This is a genomic window from Methylobacterium adhaesivum, assembly GCF_022179065.1.
In the GTDB taxonomy this organism is placed as follows: Bacteria; Pseudomonadota; Alphaproteobacteria; order Rhizobiales; family Beijerinckiaceae; genus Methylobacterium; species Methylobacterium adhaesivum.
This window is the reverse complement of record NZ_BPQD01000017.1, coordinates 105,661-124,019: the sequence shown is the minus strand read 5'-3', so window position 1 is coordinate 124,019 and position 18,359 is coordinate 105,661. Positions and strand designations below refer to the sequence as shown.

General features: G+C 69.4%; 8 protein-coding genes and 2 tRNA genes. 3 read left to right on the top strand and 7 right to left on the bottom strand.

The genetic code is table 11. The features are described 5' to 3' along the window. Positions 1–136 precede the first annotated feature (136 nt). The 4 genes from MFF01_RS14485 to MFF01_RS14470 form a co-directional block, all read right to left on the bottom strand. Positions 137–1,513, bottom strand: a complete 1,377-nt coding sequence (locus tag MFF01_RS14485) for an aminotransferase class I/II-fold pyridoxal phosphate-dependent enzyme (protein WP_238226490.1) — start codon at positions 1,511–1,513, stop codon at positions 137–139. Further along, on the bottom strand, positions 1,510–8,922 hold the full coding sequence (locus MFF01_RS14480) for a type I polyketide synthase (RefSeq protein WP_238226487.1): 7,413 nt from the start codon (positions 8,920–8,922) through the stop codon (positions 1,510–1,512). The genes MFF01_RS14485 and MFF01_RS14480 overlap by 4 nt, the downstream gene beginning before the upstream one ends. Before the next feature lie 558 nt (positions 8,923–9,480). Further along, entirely contained in the window at positions 9,481–11,685 is a 2,205-nt protein-coding gene (locus MFF01_RS14475; RefSeq protein ID WP_373319761.1) for a glycosyltransferase, read from the bottom strand. After that, positions 11,673–12,719 (bottom strand): hypothetical protein, encoded by a 1,047-nt coding sequence (locus tag MFF01_RS14470; protein WP_238226485.1) that lies wholly within the window; start codon positions 12,717–12,719, stop codon positions 11,673–11,675. The genes MFF01_RS14475 and MFF01_RS14470 overlap by 13 nt, the downstream gene beginning before the upstream one ends. Before the next feature lie 241 nt (positions 12,720–12,960). Here MFF01_RS14470 and MFF01_RS14465 point away from each other — a divergent pair. Then, positions 12,961–13,035 (top strand) — tRNA-Val (locus MFF01_RS14465). 93 nt (positions 13,036–13,128) lie between these two features. On the opposite strand, the gene MFF01_RS14460 is transcribed toward MFF01_RS14465, so the two are convergent. Both MFF01_RS14460 and MFF01_RS14455 read right to left on the bottom strand, forming a co-directional pair. Then, positions 13,129–13,512 carry a hypothetical protein gene (locus MFF01_RS14460; RefSeq protein WP_238226483.1) on the bottom strand — a complete coding sequence of 128 codons (384 nt, stop codon included), beginning with the start codon at positions 13,510–13,512 and terminating at the stop codon, positions 13,129–13,131. Positions 13,513–13,724: 212 nt separating this feature from the next. Next, positions 13,725–13,801, bottom strand: a tRNA-His gene (locus tag MFF01_RS14455). Positions 13,802–13,942: 141 nt separating this feature from the next. Between MFF01_RS14455 and MFF01_RS14450 the strand changes: the two genes are divergently transcribed. Next, the gene (locus MFF01_RS14450; protein WP_238226481.1) at positions 13,943–15,763 is read left to right on the top strand and encodes a chloride channel protein; all 1,821 of its coding nucleotides are present in this window, start codon (positions 13,943–13,945) and stop codon (positions 15,761–15,763) included. 93 nt (positions 15,764–15,856) lie between these two features. Continuing rightward, entirely contained in the window at positions 15,857–16,681 is an 825-nt protein-coding gene (locus MFF01_RS14445; RefSeq protein WP_238226479.1) for a 3-oxoadipate:acetyl-CoA acetyltransferase, read from the top strand. A gap of 17 nt (positions 16,682–16,698) precedes the next feature. On the opposite strand, the gene MFF01_RS14440 is transcribed toward MFF01_RS14445, so the two are convergent. Beyond that, entirely contained in the window at positions 16,699–18,057 is a 1,359-nt protein-coding gene (locus MFF01_RS14440) for an MFS family transporter (RefSeq protein WP_238226477.1), read from the bottom strand. Positions 18,058–18,359: the final 302 nt, after the last annotated feature.

Sequence of the window (18,359 nt, the reverse complement as noted above, 5' to 3'; positions counted from 1 at the left end):
GTTCTCCACCGTCACCGCGCCCGTCGCCGCCGGTGCGTCGATCTACAGCGTCTCGCGCTGAGGGCTTCATCCTTCCAAATGAAAAACGGGCCCTCGCGGGCCCGTTTTTCGTTTGGGAAGGGTGGACGCGAAAGCCCTACGGCTTGCCGCGCTTCGACATGAGTTGCTCGATGAGCGACCCCCCCTTCTCGATCTCGTGCAGTTCCTCGGCGACGGCATCCACGGTCTCGCGGATCTGCTCGGGGGTGTGCTCGGAGGTGATGAAGAAGCGCAAGCGCGAGGCGCGCTCGGGCACGGCCGGATGGATGATCGGCTGCACGTTGATTCCGCGCTTGAACAGGCGGTCCGACAAGGTGACGGACTTCAACGAGTCGCCGACGATGACGGGGATCACCGCGAGGCCGAGGCTCGTCCCCGTGTCGAGGCCATGCTTCTTGGCGCAGGCGAGGAACAGGTTGCCGTTCTGGCGCAGGCGCTCCACCCGGTGCGGCTCGGCATGCATGATGGCCAGGGCCGCCTCGGCTGCGGCGGCCAGCGGCGGGGACAGGCCGACGCTGTAGATGAACCCGCCCGCCGTGCACTTGAGATACTCGATGAGGGCCGCAGGACCCGCGATGTAGCCGCCGCAGGTGGACAGCGTCTTCGACAGCGTCCCCATCCAGATATCGACGCCGTGCGGGTCGACGTCGCAATGCTCGGCGAGGCCGATGCCGGTGCGGCCCAGCACCCCGAGACCATGGGCATCGTCGACCATCAGCCACGCGTCGTAGCGCTGCTTGAGGGCGATGAGGGCGGCGAGATCGGGCGCGTCGCCGTCCATGCTGTAGAGGCCCTCGACCACGATGAGGGCGCGGCGATGCTCGTGCCGGGTGGCGCCAAGCAGGGTCTCCAGGGCGTCGAGGTCGTTGTGGGCGAAGGAGCGGCGCTGGGCGCCCGAGAGCTGCGCCCCCGTGACGATGCTGTTGTGGCTCAAGGCATCGTGGAAGATCACGTCGCCCGGCTCCATCAGGGCGCCGAGGGTGGTGACGTTGGTGGCGTGCCCGCTCACCATCACCACGCAGGCTTCCGTGTCGTAATGGTTGGCGAGCGCCTGCTCCAGGGAGAGGTGGCCCGGGCGCTCGCCCGCGACGATCCGGCTCGCGGAGGCCGAGGTGCCGAACGCCGCGATGGCCTCGGCTGCAGCGGCGTTCACGTCCGGATGCCCGTTGAGGCCGAGGTAATCGTAGGACGAGAAGTTGATGAAGCTCTTGCCGGCGATGCGGGTGTTGGCACCGGCCTTGGTTTCGTGGACCCGGAAGAACGGGTTGCCGAGGCCGATGAGGTCGGCGGCCGAGCGCTGCAGGCGCAGCTCGCGGTAGCCCGGCAGAGTCTCGAAGTTCTGGACCGACGGGTCGCCCGGCGGACGCGCGGGCGCGCGGGTGGGGGCCGGCCGGCTGGTGTTGCGGCCGAGACGATTGGTGACGAAGCCCGCGAGCGCCGCGCGCCCGCCGTCCGGTCTGGCGGGATTGCTCATGGCAGGATCTCTTTGATCACGAGGCTGTTCTCTTCGACCAGCGCGTGGAAGGGTTCGAGGGTCCGGACGTCGACGCCCTCGCTGGCATGGCGCTGGGCGAGGCTCATGACGGCGGCGGCGGCTTCGTCCACGGGGGCCGAGATCGACTGGATCAGGGTCTCGGTGAGTTCGTTCACGGTGAGGCCCGAAGAGATGCCGGAGGGCGGCGCCTCGAGGGCGAAGCGCTCCTGCAGGCTCGCGCCGAGTTCGACGCCCATGAGGGAATCGAGGCCGATCTCCGAGAGGTGGCGCACGCGGCTGATGTCGTCCTTCGGCAGACGCAGGATGCGAGCGATGTCCTCGACGATGGCGTCGGCCACGGTCTTGCGCACCGTGTCGATGTCCTGGGTCTTGAGCAGCGTGCCGATGTTGATGGCCGCCACCGTGCCGGCCTCCATCTGCTGGTCCGAGCCGAGCTCGACGTAGCTCGGGCTCTTCATCGTGGCGAGGCGCTCGCGCGCCTTGCCCCAATGCATGGAGGCGATGGCGATGACCGCGTCGTCGCTGGCGCTGCCCTGGCCCTTCAGGGCCTCGGCCATGAGGTCGAGGCAGTGGCGGGCATCCATGGGTGTGACGCCGACGCGACCCGCCAGGGTCTCCATCACTGCGCGATTGCGGGCGAGCACGCCGACATCGCCGATGGCGCCCCAGGCGACGGCCAGCGCCGGCAGGCCGGCTTTCCGGCGGCGACGGGCGAGACCTTCCATGAAGCCGTTGGCGGCGACATAGGAGCCCTGGCCGGGATTACCGATGAAGGTCGTAGCCGAGGAGAACAGCACGAAATAGTCGAGGCTTCGCGACCGCGTCGCCGCGTCGAGATGCTCGGCGCCGATTACCTTCGGGCGGATGACCGCATCGAGGGCCGCCGCGTCGATGTTGGCGATGAGGCCGTCCTGCAGCACCATGGCGCCGTGAATCACGCCGGCGAGTTTCTTGGCGCCGCGCTCCACATCGCTCAGCAGGGCGTCCACCGCCTTGCGGTTGGTAATGTCGCAGGCCTTGGCCTGAACGTCGACGCCGCGCTGCGTCAGCTCGGCCACGAGCGCCTTGGCATCCGCGCTCTCGGCACCCTTGCGTCCGACCAGAACGATGTGCCGTGCACCCTTGTCGGCGAGCCAGCGCGCGGCTTCCAGACCGAAGCCGCCGAGACCGCCGGTGACGAGGTGCACGCCATCGGGATCGATAGCGAAGGCGGCGCTCTGGGCCGTCATCACGCTGCCGGGTTTCGGCGGGGCGATCACGATCTTACCGACGTGCCCCGATTGCTGCATGAGCCGGAACGCGTCCGAGACCTCGTCGGCGGTGAAGGGCTGGTACGGCAGCGGCTTCAGGCCGCCCTCGTTGAACAACGCCATGACCTCGCGGAACAGGCGTGCCCCATCCTCGCCCTGGTGCTGGAGCACCTGATCGAGATCGACCCCGAAATACGACAAGTTCCGGCGGAAGGGACGCAGGCCGATATGGGTGTTGGCGACGTAGTCGCGCTTGCCCAACTCGATGAAGCGACCGAACGGCTTAAGGCAGTTAAGGCTGCGCTCCATCGCCTCGCCGAACAGGCTGTTCAGCACCACGCCGACGCCGTCGCCGGTGATGCGGCGGACATCGTCGACGAAGGCGAGCGAGCGCGAGTCGAGGACGTGCTCGGCACCGAGCGCCTTCACCAGAGCGCGCTTCTCGCGCGATCCGGCGGTGGCGATGACGCGGGCGCCCTTGAGCTTGGCGATCTGCAGGGCCGCGAGGCCGACGCCACCGGCACCGCCATGGACAAGGACCCATTCGCCACGCCGCAGGCGGGCGCAGCTCACGAGGCCGTAATAGGCCGTGAGGAACGCCACCGGCACCGTGGCGGCGGCCTGCGCATCGAGGCCGGGGGGGCTCGGGGCCACCACGAGTTCGGGGACGACGATATGGGTCGCGAACCCGGACTGGGCGAAGGCGACGACCCGGTCGCCGGCCTTAAAGGCGCTGACGCCCTTGCCCACGGAGAGGACGCGGCCGGCGACCTCGAGGCCGAGGCGCGGACCGGCAAAGCCGTCCTCCAGGATCTCCTCGGGCAGCATCGACAGGGCCCAGAGGACGTCGCGGAAGTTGAGGCCCGTCGCCTCGACGGCGATCTCGACCTCGCCACGTCCAGGGGCGCGGCGCTCGGCCGGCCCCCAGGCCATCTCGTTGAGGCCGCCGGTGTTGCTCCGCTCCAGGCGGGCGGCGGGGGCCGGTACCGCGTCGGCGGCGGGCCGGCGCGCGATCTGGCCCGGGGAGAACCGGATCACCCGGGTCTGGTCCGGATCGAGGACGATCTCGGTCTCGGCCGTGCCCGACAGGATGAGATCGCGCAGGCGCTCGGCGGCGAGCTTGGTGGTGAGGGCGTCGGTGACGTCGATCCGCCGGACGTCGAGGTTGGCGACCTCATTGGCCAGAGTCCGGGTGAAGGCCCAGACGCCGGCTTCCACCGATCCGGTGGCGTCGCCGTCGTCGCGGGTCGCGCCCGGACACACCACCCAAAGCCGGGTCTGGCGGCTGCCGAGATGCTCGACGCAGCGCTTCAGGCTGAGGCAACGGTCACGCAGGCGGTCGGCGGCCGGGCCTTCCGTGTTGAAGGCACCTGCGAGGAACACCACCGTGTCGGGCGTCTCGCGTTCGAGTTCGAGCAGGGACTGCTCGGAATCGAGGATGATGGAGACATGGACGCCGCCGGCGACCAGCAGAGTCGCGAGCGACGAGGCGGTCTCGGCCGCATAGGCATCGTGCGAGCCGATGATGAACGCGAAGCTCTGCCCTGCGGCGGGCCGGGCACGCACGGGCGCCTCGGCGATGAACAGCAGGTCGTCGCCGTTGTCGGAGACCGCGCGGTCGACGGCGACCCGGACGAGGCCCGAGTCGCTGAGCGAGCGCTGCCAGCCGGTGATGTCGTCGAGACGCCCCATGGGCATGTCGCCGGCGACCTCGAACCAGCCCGGCGTCAGGCCGAACACGAGGTCGCGGAACAGCGACGCGCCGGGCTCGACGGCGATGAGGAAACCGCCGGTGGCGAGGGCATCGGCCACTCCCTGCAGTACCCCACGCTCGGCCCGGTGGAGCACGTCGCTCGCCAGGATCGCGTCGAAGCCGCCAGGGGTGAGCTCGGCCGCGTCCTCGATGACCGTGACGCCGCGCGGCAGGGCGAGGCGGGCACGCTCGGCAAGGCGGCGGTCGGCCTCGAACACCGAGAGCTGCGCTTCGATGCCGTCGGCGAAGGCCGCTGCTTGGGCCGACAGGGGGCCGAAGCCGACCTGAAGCACCCGCAGGGCGCGGTCGCGGGGAAGGGCGGCGCTGCCCGACTCGACGATCCGGGCGATGACATCGGCGGAGGCACGCGCGGTGGCGCTGCGCAGGATGAAGGCGTCGAGGGCGTTCTGCGACAGGGTCGGGGCGTGGACGAGGTCACCGGCCAGCAGACGGGCGACGACGGCGCCGATATCGGCGGTGAGCACGAGTTCGGCCGAGAGATCGGGATGATCGGCGGCGATCCAGCGCATGATCTCGTCGGGCGCCGGCAGGGTCACGTCCTTGCGCAGGGTCCAGCGATCACCCGCGAGGGTGGCGAGGCCGCTGCTCTCGAGGGCGTAGAGGGCGTTGAGGAGCCAGGGGCGCATGGCCTCGGGCACGCGCGCGTCGATGGCGACGGTGCCCGAGCGTTGCAGACCTTCCGCGAGGCGATAGGCCATGGAGGTGGCCCAGCCTTCGAGAAGCAGGTGCCCTGGCGCGAGGGGCGCATCGGGCGCGGCGAAGGCCGCTTTGGCCTGGGGGCGCACGGCGTCGGCAATGCGCTGGCGCCGGTCGAGGGGAATCGCCGTCGGTTCGGTGGCGAGTTCCGGGCGCTGGGCAATAGCGTAAGCGGCGAGTTCGTTGCCGCCCTTGGCGCGCAGGGCTTGGAAGCGGCCCTCACGCAGGGTGGCGATCACCTCGCCCTCGGCATCCACGAGGGTGAAGTCGGCCAGGATGCTGCGCTCGTTGGCGCGACGCGTCCGGATCATCGCCCGGGCGATGACGGCGCCGGGCTTGACCAGGCGGATCTCCCCAAAGCGCACCGGGACGTAGGCCTTGGTCGAGCCCTCGCCCATGAGACCGGCGAACAGCAGGATCAGGCCGTGGAAACACGAATCGAGGCGCGCCGGCACGAGGCCGAAGCGTGCGTCGGCCTCCGCCGGCACGAGTTCGGAGACGATGGTGGTCTCGTCGAGGCGGGCCGAGACGGCGACCTGACGGAAACTCGGACCGAAGCCGAGGCCGGAGGCGGCGGCGATGCGGTAGAGGGCCTCGCCGTCGACGGCCTGCTCACCGGGCTCCGGAATGTTCTGCCGGGGGGGTGCCGAGAACGTGCCGTCGACGATCTTGGCCGCCGCATGGAGCTGCCAGGCCGCCTGGGTGAGGCGGGGACGACTCAGGATTTGGATGCCGTTGCCGGAGCCGGAGACCCGGACCATGACCTCGCGCAGGGATTCCTCACCGAACACCATCGGCGACTGGATCTCGAACTCGGCCAGAACGACCGTGTCGCTGCGCATGACTTCGCGGGCGACCCCGAGGGCCATCTCGATGAAGGCCGCACCGGGCAGGATCGCCTGACCGTCGATGCGGTGGTCATCGAGCTCCGGCACCGTGGCGATGTCGACATGGCCGTGCCACTCGAGGCCATCCAGGGTGACGCGGGCGCCGTAGAGGGGGTGATAGGTGCGCGGCGTGGTGGCGCCGACGCCCTCCGAGGTTTCGGCGAGGCGGAAGGAGCGGCGCTGCCACGGGTAAAGCGGCAGGGACACGTCGCCCTTCGGGTTCTCTCCGAACACCGTCGCCTCATCGACGGCCGCACCCTGCACCAGAGCGGCGGCGACGGTCCGGGCGATGGGATCGCCGCCTGCTTGCTTGCGATGCAGGACGCCGATGGTGGCGTTCTCGATGCCCAGCGGCTCGATGGCGTCACCGATATGAGACAGGAGCGTGGCGCGGGGTCCGACCTCGACGAACACGCGCGCACCCTGGCGGGTGGCCTCCTGAACGGCCTGAGCGAACCGCACGGGCTCGCGGATGTTGCGCCACCAGTAGGTGGCCCCAAACTCGGCCCCCGGCAGAACGGTGCCGGTCACGGTCGAGACCATGGCGGTGGTGCCGGCATGGGGTGAGAGGCCGGCGAGATCGCGCAGGAGCGGCTTCTCGGTCGGGTTCATGAGCCGGCCGTGGAAGGGATATTCAAGGTCGAGCTTGCGCCCACGCCGGCGCTTGCGCGCCAGCGCCTTCATGGCGGCGTCGATATCGGCCACCGGCCCCGCCACGGTGATGGCCTTGGGACTGTTGTAGGCGGCGATGTCGAGGCTCGGGTAATCCTCGAGGAACAGCTCGATCTCCTCGGCGGGCGCCAGGAGCACCGCCATGGTGCCGAGGCCACGCGTCGATTCCTGATGCTGGCTGCGGAAGAAGATCACCTTCACGGCCTGTTCGAGGCTGAGGATGCCGGCGGCTTCCGCCGCCGCGATCTCGCCGACGCTGTGGCCGAGGACATATTTCGGGTGGAGGCCGCGAGCGCGCAGGGCCGTGGTCGAGGCGCTGGAGATCGCGAAGATCAGGGGTTGCGACACCCGGGTCAGGGCGAGGCGCGTCTCGAGATCCTCGGCGAACAGGGCCTCCTTGAGGGACCAGTCCGCCAGGGCGCGGAAGAGGGTGTCGATCCGGTCGAAGGCGGCGCGGAAGACCGCGTTCTCCTCGTAGGCCTCGCGGCCCATGCCGGCCCATTGGCTGCCATTGCCGGAATAGACGAAGGCCACCTCGGCCGCGCGGTCGACGGCCGTGCCGACGAGGGCGGCATCCGTGTCCTCACCCTCACCGACGGCGCGGAGCGTCGCCGGCAGATCGCCGTCGAGGGAGACGGCGAGGCGCGACGACAGGCGTTCGCGGCGATGCGCGGCGGCGGCCGCGATGCGCGCAACCTCGCCGGGTGCGGCCGCGTCGAAGCGATCGGCGTAGTCGAGGGCGAGTTCGTTCAATGCCGCGCGGCTCTGGGCCGACAGCAGCAGAACCTCGGGGGCGCGGGTCGTCTCGGCCCGGGCGGCCACACGCGCGCCATCGGTGAGGACGATATGCGCGTTGGTGCCGCCGAACCCGAAGGAATTGACGCCGGCGAAGCGCTCGGCCCGCCCACGCGGGATCGCAAGGGGCTGGTTCACCACCTGCAGGTTCAGCTCGGCGAACGGAATGTCGGGATTGAGTTCGGCGGCGTGCAGGGAGGCGGGTACGAGATCGTGCTCAAGGGCGAGGCTCGCCTTGAGCAGGCCGGCGAGGCCGGAGACCGGCTCGGTGTGGCCGATATTGGTCTTGATGGAGCCGATGGGCAGGGGCTCCTTGCGTGGGCGCCCGAGCTTGCCGCCGATGGCGCCGGCTTCGATGGGATCGCCCACGGGGGTGCCGGTGCCGTGCGCTTCCACGAACACCACCTTGTCGAGGTCGATCTCGGCCTCGCGGTAGACCTGCTCAAGGAGCGCGCCCTGCGCGTAGCCCGAGGGCAGGGAGATACCGGTGGTGCGGCCGTCCGAATTCACGCCGCTCGCCGCGATGACGCCCCGTACGGTGTTGCCGTCGCGCGCGGCGGCCTTCGCGGATTGGAGTACGAGGACGACGCCGCCCTCGGAGCGGACGTAGCCGTCGGCCTGGGCCGAGAAGGCGCTGCACAGGCCGCGCCGCGACAGCATCTGGGCGTTGGAGAAGCAGATGAAGTTGAACGGGCTCGCCAGCAGGTTGACGCCGGCCACCACCGCCGTATCGATCCGGCCGCTGGCGATGGCGGCGACCGCCGCGTCGAGGGCGACGAGGGACGACGAGCAGGCGGTGTCGACGGTGAAGCTCGGCCCCTTCAAGTCGTAGATGTAGGAGATGCGGTTCGACAGGATCGAGAGCGTGTTGCCCGTCGCCGCGTAGGCATCACCCGACGCGGTGTCGAGGATGCGGAGGTTGCCGTAATCGAGGGACGAAGCGCCGACGAACACGCCGATCTGCGTGCCTGCCACGGCCGAGGGACGCAGGCCCGCATCCTCCAGGGCTTCCCAGGTGAGTTCGAGCAGGAGCCGCTGCTGCGGGTCCATTTGCTCGGCCTCGCGCGGCGAGATCCCGAACACGCCCGGATCGAACGACCAGATTTCGTCGAGGACACCGGCCGACCACGTGTAGCTCTTGCCGCGCTCCTGGGCGCGGGGATGGCCGAACCGGCTCAGCGACCAGCGATCCTCGGGGATACGGCCCACGGCGCAGCGGGCTTCCGTCAGGAGCTGCCACAGACCCTCGACATTCGAGGCGCCCGGGAGGCGGCAGGCACGACCGATGATCGCGATGTCTGTACGTTGTGTCACGTTCGATTCGCACACGCTCTTGAACGGGGAACGAGACCGGCCGCCAGGGGCCGGGCAATCCGCCCGATCCTTAGTATGGCACCAGAGTGGTGTCCAACACGGGGGGAGGGGACGGGCTTAAGGTCACGCGAGGAACACCGCTCCGATCGCGCGTCGTCTGGGACGAACCGCGCGGATCCGGGGCGGACCCATCAGCGGAACGCAGAGGCAAGACGGGTCACGTCTCCCGAGTCGTCAGGGACGGCCCCGGCGGCACGGTGACGGACACTTCGATGCCGCAATGCAACTTCGAATTCGATGGACACGGACCAGTCATGTGTCTCTCGGCCTGCTTCGGTTGATCGGGTCGAGCACGGGAGCCCCCGCGCCCTGCGGGAGCCGCCGCTCCCACGGCATTGAGCTCTTCTATCGATCCGACTTCGAGCAATTCCAAGGCAAGCCTGTGCCCGGGAAGACACAACCCACACGAGACAGGGGGCAGATCGTGGCGGCCAGATGGCGCACCGCAAACACATCACACCAATTTGCTGCCGCAACGCAACAACCCGTCCGCTCGGTCTACAGGCGGAAATGCGCGGATCGCCGTGACAGATTGGGATTGTAATACGGGTCGGCCCTCAGCTGCGGCTCCCAGCGCGCTTGCATCACGCGGGTCTCGGCCTCGAAGCGGGCGCGTTTCTCCGGCGTGTCCTCGGGACCGCGGCTCTTCGATTCGTGATGGACGAGGCGCGCATGCGGCGTCCAGACGTTGCGGTAGCCGGCCGCCCGCAGGCGCAGGCACAGGTCGACGTCGTTGAAGGCGACGGCGAGGTGCGCGGCGTCGAATCCGCCCACCGCCGCGAAGGCATCCGCCCGCACGGCGAGGCACGCCCCCGTGACGGCGGACACCTCCTGGGTCAGCACCATCCGAGCAAAGTAACCCGGCTCATCGCCCGGCAGGCCGAGGTGGCTGTGCCCCGCGACGCCGCCCACCCCGAGCACGATGCCGCCGTGCTGGAGGGTGCCGTCCGGATAAAGCAACTTGGCGCCCACGGCTCCGACACTCGGATCGAGGGCGAGGGATACCATCTCGGCGAGCCAGCCGGGCTCGACGATCTCGACGTCGTTGTTAAGGAACAGCAGGACCGGGCCCGTCGCGGCGTCGGCGCCCCGATTCGACAGCTCCGAGAAATTGAACGGCCCCGGCACCGCGAGCACCCGCAGGCGCGTGTCGTCGGCATAGGCCCCGAATAGGGCGTGCGTCGCCGCTTCGCGGCTGTCGTTGTCGACCACGACAACGTTGAGATCCGGATAGTCCGTGGCGGTGAACAGACCCGCGAGCACCTGGCCCAGGAGTTCGGCCCGGTCGCGGGTGGGGATGATCACGGACACGCGCGGAGCCGGGGCGGGCAGGGGCCGCACGAGGCGGTTGAAGCCGAGGGCCCCGCGTTCGGCCCGGGCACCGAAGGGCGCGGCCACTTCCGCGAGGGCGCGGAGCCGGGCGGTCTCGGCCTGGGCGAGGGCCCGGTCCGAGAAGGTGCCCGAGCCTCCGGCGGCGCGCCAGTGATAGAGCACCTTCGGGATATGACGGACCCGCTCGGGCGCGAGACCGGCGGTGAGGCGCAGGAGCAGATCGTGGTCCTGGCTGCCCTCGAAGCCGGGGCGTAGGCCGCCGAGCGCCCGCAGGGCGTCGGTTCGCACCACCGTGAGGTGGTTGATGTAGTTCTGCCCGTAGAGGAGTTCGCGGTCGAAGGCAGACTTGAAATGCGGCTCGAAGCGGCGCCCGCGCGCGTCGATCTTGTCCTCGTCGCTGTAGATCAGGACCAGGTCCGGATCGGAACGGACGGCCTCCGCGACGTGGAACAGGGCGGTCTCCGCCAAGGTGTCGTCATGGTCGAGGAAGGCGACGAAGGTTCCGCGCGCCATGGCCAGGGCATCGTTTGTGGCCCGCGCGATGTGGCCGTTGACCGGACGCCGCATCACCCGGATGCGCGGATCGGCGGCGGCATGGGCCGCAAGGCGCCGGCCGGTGGCGGGGTCCGTTGAGGCGTCGTCGACCACGCACAGGTCCCAATGGGGGTAGAGCTGCGCCCGAACCGAGCGCAGGGCCGCCTCGAGCACCCCGGGGGCGGGATCGTGGACGGGCATGAGGACGGAGATCAGCGGCGGAGCATCCCAGGCCGCGGCCGTGTCGCGGAGGCGGGACCGCCCGGCGGCGTCGAGGGTGTCGAAGCGCCTGATCCAGGCGGGGTACCCCGTATCCCGGCGGTCGCGGAGGGCAGCGCCGAGCAATCCGCGCCCGCGCACCTTCAGGCCGAGGCTGCGCCAATAGACGGCGCGGACGGTGCGGGCGGGGCTGCGCAGGGCGGCCCGGCCGACGAGGGCGAGGCGTCCGCGCCGAGCGATCGAGACATCCGCGACGGCGACGGGCCGCCCCGGCGCCAGGGGCGAGAACACGAGGGCCCGAAGCCCCTCGGGCAGACGCCCGGTCCAGGCGAAGGCATCGCCCCCCAGGGCCTCTTCGGAGAGGATCGCGCCCTGGTGCCCATCACGCAGGACGGTGAGAAGAAGCCGGCCGATGCCGCCGCTGCCGACATCACGAAACCGGATCGTCACCCACGCATCACCGAGGCCGGTGCCGGCGAGATCGAGGCGCAGGGCCTCCCCCTCGACCACGAAGCTCCGCCTGCCTCCGGGCAGGCGGGCCGAGGGAGGATGATCCTCGCGCGAGCGTGCCTCCTCGGGCGGGACGGGCGCATTCCCTCCCACCCTCAGACGGTCCATCCCTTGGCCACGGCATCGCGCACGGCGTCCGCCATGGCGACGTCGAACACGAGCATGTCCTGCGCCACCCGCAGGCCGCGCAGGCGCGCGGCGAGGGCCAGGACCGTCTCGGAGATCGGCTCGGGCTCGGGCACGACGGCCTCGATCCCGAGGCGGTCGAACACCGTGGTGGCGAAGGCCTCGTAGAAGTCGCGGTGACCGACGACGCCGACGCGGGCCAGGATCTCGATGGCGACGATGGAATTGCCCGGGGTCAGGCGGTCGTCGGGCAGTTTGGTGCCGAACTGGCGCGCCAGGGGATTGTAGAGCAGGCGGTAAGCCGCCTCCGGCATCATCCGGAAGAAGCGCTTCAGACTCTTCACGTCGTCGTAATCGTAATCGCCGGCGAAATCCGCCGCCTCGCCGAGGCGGCCGAGGCGCCAGGCCTGGGCCGGGTCGGCGGCCACGGCGGTCCGCGCCTTCAGCCAGAGCATCCGCGTCGCCATCTCGGTGTAGGGATCGTGGATGAGGGCCGTGGTCAGGAAGTCGTCGCTGGCGAAGAACCCCTCGTAGCGCGGCACGATGATGGCGCCCGAGATGATCGACGAGGACAGCCACGGGCTCTCGAACAGGACCCGCAGCACTTCGTCGGACAGGCGCCCGACGCCGAGATAGCTCTGCTGGAACCAGTCGAAGAGTGCCGCGGGGATACGGGTCTCCGGGATGATGCTCGTATCGACGAAGAGCACCTTGCCGGTCCGGATCCCGTCCCGACGGATCCGCCTGTAAATAAGGACATTGGTGTCGGTGTCGTAGACCTCGACACGCCTGGCCTCGGCGAGGCCGGGCACTTCCTCCGGGGTGAGCCGGAACACGCACTGTCCGGTGGAATGCCAGCCGTTGGCGCGGATGCCGTCATCCGTGATCGAGGCGGAAATCTCGGCGACCCGGCGTCCCTCCACGGCGACGAAGACGCGGCTGATCGCCAGGGGATTGTCCGGGACCACCCAGCACCTGATCTCATCGCCCCGGTCGTGATCGACGTAGAACCGCATTCCTCACCGTTGCTCGATAGGTGTCGCCGCCCCGTGAGCGTCGGCGCCCCTCGCGGAGGCCCCCTCCTGGAGCTGTCGGCCACCGGCCTTAGCGTACTTTCAGGATCGGCGCAGGAAAATGGGGTGCGCCGCGGCAGCGGGGGAGGGCGTGTGGAAGATGGGATCGGAAGCCGCCTTTGCGCTTGCGCCACCGAAAACCAGAAGCTATAGCCCCCTCACCGGCGAGGAACGCCGCCGGTGAGGGCGCTTAGCTCAGCGGTAGAGCACTACCTTGACATGGTAGGGGTCACAGGTTCGAACCCTGTAGTGCCCACCATTCCATGATGTCACTGATCCACGGATCGGCATGGAAGGAAACGACGAGACGACCACGGGTTCGACGAACCTGGATCGTACACCTCTCGTACGTTCATAGGTTTGGTAAACCTGTATCTCGAAAATTCTCTCTCGATTTGATCAAGCCTATCCATCGAACGAAGTGTTCGCTGTCGATGAGCGCGGATCCATCGATCCCATTCCTGCCCGGCAACACCGCGGCGAAGCGATCGGCATTCCCTGCGGGTTGGGCCAGGGGTTCTTCCGCGTCGGTTGCCCAGACCGTTCCGGAGCCGAGGTCCGCCAGCATCTGAACCGCGAAGGCGCCGACGTCGATCTCACCCTCGACCATGAGGACGCAGGTGCCGTGCCCGTCCATCGGGAGCTCCGGCTCGCCTTCGTCCGTCGCACGGTCGGCGCCTTCGAAGCGCGGCAGGTAGAGGGTGCACGTCGTGCCGCGCCCGACCTTGCTCCTCACGGTCCCCCACCCATCGCGTCACGGGCATTGAGCACCCTGATGACGAGGGCGGTATCGAACTGACTGGGGGCGGCATTCAGGAAGCAGGGATCGTCCGGCAGATGGAGGACGATCCTGACGCGTGACATCCCACGCGGACGCGCGGATACCAAACGACAAGAAACGAAGGAGGGGCCATCGGCCCAACTCCTTCGTTTCATGGCAAAATTCGATGGTACCACCGCCCCGGCTCGAACGGGGGACCCCCAGATCCACAATCTGGTGCTCTAACCAACTGAGCTACGGCGGCACTGAGGGGGCTGTATCGTGAGCCGACGCGCTTTTCAAGCACCTAGCGACCCTCGAAGGCCGGAGAATCTGTGGGCGAAGAGGGACGCCTCCTGCGGAAAACGGATCGACGCCCCGGCGCGGCACTCCTACACCGTCCGCGATGAAGACGCCCCGTCCCCGCTTCGCGCGCGTGTTCGCCCACGCCCCAGCCCGAGTACGGGCCCTGGTGCGGGGCAGCGAGATCGGCCTCGTCGTCCTGGCGGCGCTGGCCGGTTGCGGCGCAGGGGTCGCCGTGGCGGCCATGGGGCTGGCAGCGCAGACCCTGCGCGAATGGCTCTATGGGCTGCCGCACGGCGCTCGCCTCAGCGCCACCCACGACCTGTCGGCCGCGACCTTGCTCCTCGCGCCAGCGGCGGGCGGCGTGCTCCTCGGTCTCCTCGTCCACGGGCTCGCCCGGTGGCGCGGACGGCGGCCCCACGCCGTCGTCGATCCCATCGAAGCCAACGCCCTGCACGGGGGCCGGATGTCGGTGCGGGGCTCGGGCCTCGTCGCCCTCCAGAACACGATCTCGAACGGGAGCGGCGCGTCCGTCGGCCTCGAGGCCGGCTACACTCAGATCAGCGCCGCCCTCGCGGCCCGCCTCGGGCTCTCGTTCGAGCTGCGCCGAAGCGATCAGCGTACCCTGGTGGGCTGCGGGGCGGCCGCCGCCATCGCGGCCGCCTTCGGAGCCCCGCTCACGGGCGCGTTCTACGCCTTCGAGCTCATCATCGGCACCTATTCCATCGCCACTCTGACGCCCGTGGTCGTGGCCGCCCTGTGCGGCAGCGTCGTGGCGCGCGGCCTGGTCGCGCAAGCCCCCCTCGTGACCCTCGAGGGATCAGATGCCCTCGCGACCGCGGCGATCACCGCCGCCGACACCCTCCCGGCCTTCGGCCTCGGCCTCGTCTGCGCCGGTCTCGGCGTCGCGATCATGCGTGGGGTCACCCTGGTGGAAGCCGGCATCCGGGCGAGCCGGCTTCCCGCCCCGGCGGCCCCCGCCCTCGGGGGCCTGTGCGTCGGTGCCCTCGCCCTCGCCGCCTCGCCACAGGTGCTGTCGGGCGGCCACGGGGCGCTCCACCTCCATCTCGGCGACCACGGCCTGCGGATGGGCGTCGAGGCTCTCGTTCTTCTCTTCGCAGCCAAAGCCGCGGCCTCGGCCATCTCCATCGGCTCGGGCTTCCGGGGCGGCCTGTTCTTCGCCTCCCTATTCCTCGGCGCCCTGGCCGGCAGCATCTTCGCGGACCTGATGCCGGGGCTCGCCGCCTTCGCGCCGACATCCCTCGCCTACGCGGTGATCGGCATGAGCGCGCTGGCCGTCGCGGTCATCGGCGGCCCCCTGACCATGACGTTCCTGACCCTCGAACTCACGGGGAGCTTTCCCATCACCGGCCTCGTGCTGGTGGCGGTCATCGCGTCGTCGCTGACCGTGCGGAAGACGTTCGGCTATTCCTTCGCCACCTGGCGCTTCCACCTGCGCGGGGAGAGCATCCGCAGCGCCCACGACGTCGGCTGGATCCGGACCCTGACGGTGGACACCCTGATGCGGCGCGAAGTGGCGACGGTGCCGGTGTCTATGCCCCTGGCGACATTCCTCGCGGACCACCCCCTCGGCTCGCCCTCGCGGGTGGTGGTGGTGGACGGCGCCGGGCGCTACGCCGGCATCGTCCGCGTGCCCGAGGTCCATGCCGCAATCCGCGACGCCGATGGGGCCAGCCCCGCCCTCGCGGATCTCCTGCGCCATCGCGACGACGTGCTGACGCCGGACATGAACGCCAAGACGGCGGCGGCGGCGTTCGACCGGGCGGAGAGCGAAGCCCTGGCCGTCGTCGACGGCCTCGACACCCGCCGTGTCGTTGGCCTCCTCACCGAGAGCCACACGCTCAAGCGCTACAGCGAGGAACTCGACCGCCAGCGCCGGGCGATGCTGGGCGAGACGGCCTGAGACGTTGACGCGGAGGGGGCCGCCATCGGAGGGGGGAGGCAAGGTCCGTCTCGAAACGGCCATCGGGAAGACCGCCCAGCAGGAGCCTCCACCATGCGCCCCATCGTCGTCGCCGTCGCGATCACCGGCTCCGTTCCGCGGACCTCGGACAACCCGACCCTTCCGGTGACGCCGGAGCAGCAGATCGCCTCGACCCGTGCGGCCTACGAGGCGGGTGCGTCCCTCGTGCACATCCACGTGCGCGGCCCGGACGAGAGCCCGTCCTCGGATCCGGCCCTGTTCGCGCAGGTGAAGGCCGGCGTAGAGGCGCAATGCCCCGGGATGATCGTGCAGTTCTCCACCGGCGGGCGCGGGCGCGATCCGGCCGCGCGCGGCCTGTCCCTGCCGCAGCGTCCCGACATGGCCTCCCTCTCCACGGGTTCGGTGAACTTCCCCACCATCGTGTACGAGAACCCGGCCGCCCTGGTGACCGAGCTCGCCGCCGCGATGAAGACCCACGCGGTGCGGCCCGAGATCGAGATCTTCGATCTGTCCCACCTCCACGGGGCGCGGCGCCTCGTGGAGGCGGGCCTGATGGACGAGCGCCCGCACGTGCAGTTCGTCATGGGGGTGAAGAACGCCCTGCCGGCCGAGGAACGGCTCCTCGACCTCCTGCTCGCCGAATTGCGCCACGTCCTGCCCCGCGCCACCTGGACGGCGGCCGGGATCGGCCGGCATCAGAGCGAGGTCATGGGGTGGGCCCTGGCGCGCCGCGCCGACGGCATCCGCACGGGCCTCGAGGACAACATCCGGGTGTCGAAGACCCGGCTCGCCGACGGCAACGCCGAGCTCGTGCGGATCGCCGTCGATCTGTGCGCTCGGCACGGAGCGCGGCCGGCCACACCGGCCGAGGCGCGGGCGATGCTCGGTCTGGCCTGAACACCGCCCGCCGCGCGTCAGGCGTGGACGACGCGCGCCTTCGCGCCCAGGGCCTCCTCGACGGTACCGTCACCGTCGAGATAACCGTGGCGCTTGGGGTTCGGCATGATCAGCGAGCCCACGAAGGCGATCCCGAGCATCACGGTGACGTACCAGAAGAAGGTGCTTTCGGAACCGATCTGCTTCAGCCACAGGGCCACCATTTCGGCGGTGCCGCCGAACAGGGAGTTGGCGACCGCGTAGGACAGGCCGACGCCCAGCGCTCGCACCTGGGTCGGGAACAGCTCCGCCTTCACGATGCCCGAGATGCCCGTGTAGAAGCTGATCACCGTGAGGCCGATCATGATGAGGGCGAAGGACAGGAAGGGGTTGGTGGTGCCGCCGATGGCGGTCATCAGCGGCACCACCATGAGGGTGCCGAGCCCGCTGTAGAGCAGCATGTTGGCCTTGCGGCCGATCCTATCCGACAGCCAGCCGAAGAATGGCTGGATGATCATGTAGACCAAGAGCGCCGCCGTTGAGATCTGCGAGGCGGTGACCTTGTCGATATGCGCCGTGTTGAAGAGATATTTCGGCATATAGGTGGTGAAGGTGTAGAAGCTCAAGGAACCACCGGCCGTGTAGGCGAGCACTACGCAGAACGCCCGCCAATGCTTGAACAGGGCTGAGAAGGTGCCCGATTCCTTGGATTGCATGTCTGCCTTGGTGGCGGTCTCGGTGAGCGACGAGCGCAGGTAGAGGGCGACGACGGCGGCCACGGCCCCGAGGACGAAGGGAATGCGCCAGCCCCAGGCCGTGAGCTGCTGGGCCGTGAGGAAGCTCTGCAGGATGATGAGGACGAGGGAGGCGAGAAGCTGGCCGCCGATGAGGGTGACGTACTGGAACGAGGCGAAGAACCCGCGCCGGCCCTTGATGGCGATCTCGCTCATGTAGGTGGCACTGGTGCCGTACTCGCCGCCCACCGACAGGCCCTGGATCATCCGCGCGAGGAGCAGGAGGGCCGGGGCGAGGTGCCCAACGCTGGCGTAGGTCGGCAACACGGCGATCATGAGCGAGCCGGCACACATCATCAGCACCGAGATCATCATCGAGGTCTTGCGACCGAGACGATCGGCGAGACGCCCGAACAGCCAGCCGCCGATGGGCCGCATGAAAAACCCGACCGCGAAGACGGCCGCCGATTTCAAGAGCTGGCTCGTGTCGTCGCCCTCGGGGAAGAACACCGGTGCGAAGTAGAGGGCGAAGAACGCGTAACAGTAGAAGTCGAACCACTCGACGAGGTTGCCCGACGACGAGGCGACGATGGCCTTGATCCGCCGACGGTTGTCCGCCGCCTCGTCCAGCCTCGGCGTCACCACTTCCGCACCGTTCGACATCCGCTTCTCCCCTTGTCCGACGACGTCTTCTTGTTGGTCCGGAAACGTCTTCTCGGGCCTGCCTCCGACGGGATGTCCCATCGGGCAGACGCGGGGCGACGTTAAGCACCGAGGCGAAAATCACAAGGCTTGCGGCGGCGCGGCGATGCCCGCCTCGTGTTCGCTTTGCATCCCGGTTGTGGACGACGCCAATGCAAGTTTTCGTGCGCGTCTCGCCAAACCCGAACGTCATCGACGAAGGTCTCGGCAAGAAATCCGGAACGGTCTTCGAGGTCTCCTCGTTGCGGCTGCGTCTGGGCGTC

What these genes read in the sequence shown, in the direction of transcription:
- MFF01_RS14470 (WP_238226485.1), bottom strand. Translation starts at nt 12,719, where the DNA reads ATGCGGTTCTACGTCGATCACGACCGGGGCGATGAGATCAGGTGCTGG.
- MFF01_RS14485 (WP_238226490.1), bottom strand. Translation starts at nt 1,513, where the DNA reads ATGAGCAATCCCGCCAGACCGGACGGCGGGCGCGCGGCGCTCGCGGGC.
- MFF01_RS14440 (WP_238226477.1), bottom strand. Translation starts at nt 18,057, where the DNA reads ATGTCGAACGGTGCGGAAGTGGTGACGCCGAGGCTGGACGAGGCGGCG.
- MFF01_RS14475 (WP_373319761.1), bottom strand. Translation starts at nt 11,685, where the DNA reads ATGGACCGTCTGAGGGTGGGAGGGAATGCGCCCGTCCCGCCCGAGGAG.
- MFF01_RS14445 (WP_238226479.1), top strand. Translation starts at nt 15,857, where the DNA reads ATGCGCCCCATCGTCGTCGCCGTCGCGATCACCGGCTCCGTTCCGCGG.
- MFF01_RS14450 (WP_238226481.1), top strand. Translation starts at nt 13,943, where the DNA reads ATGAAGACGCCCCGTCCCCGCTTCGCGCGCGTGTTCGCCCACGCCCCA.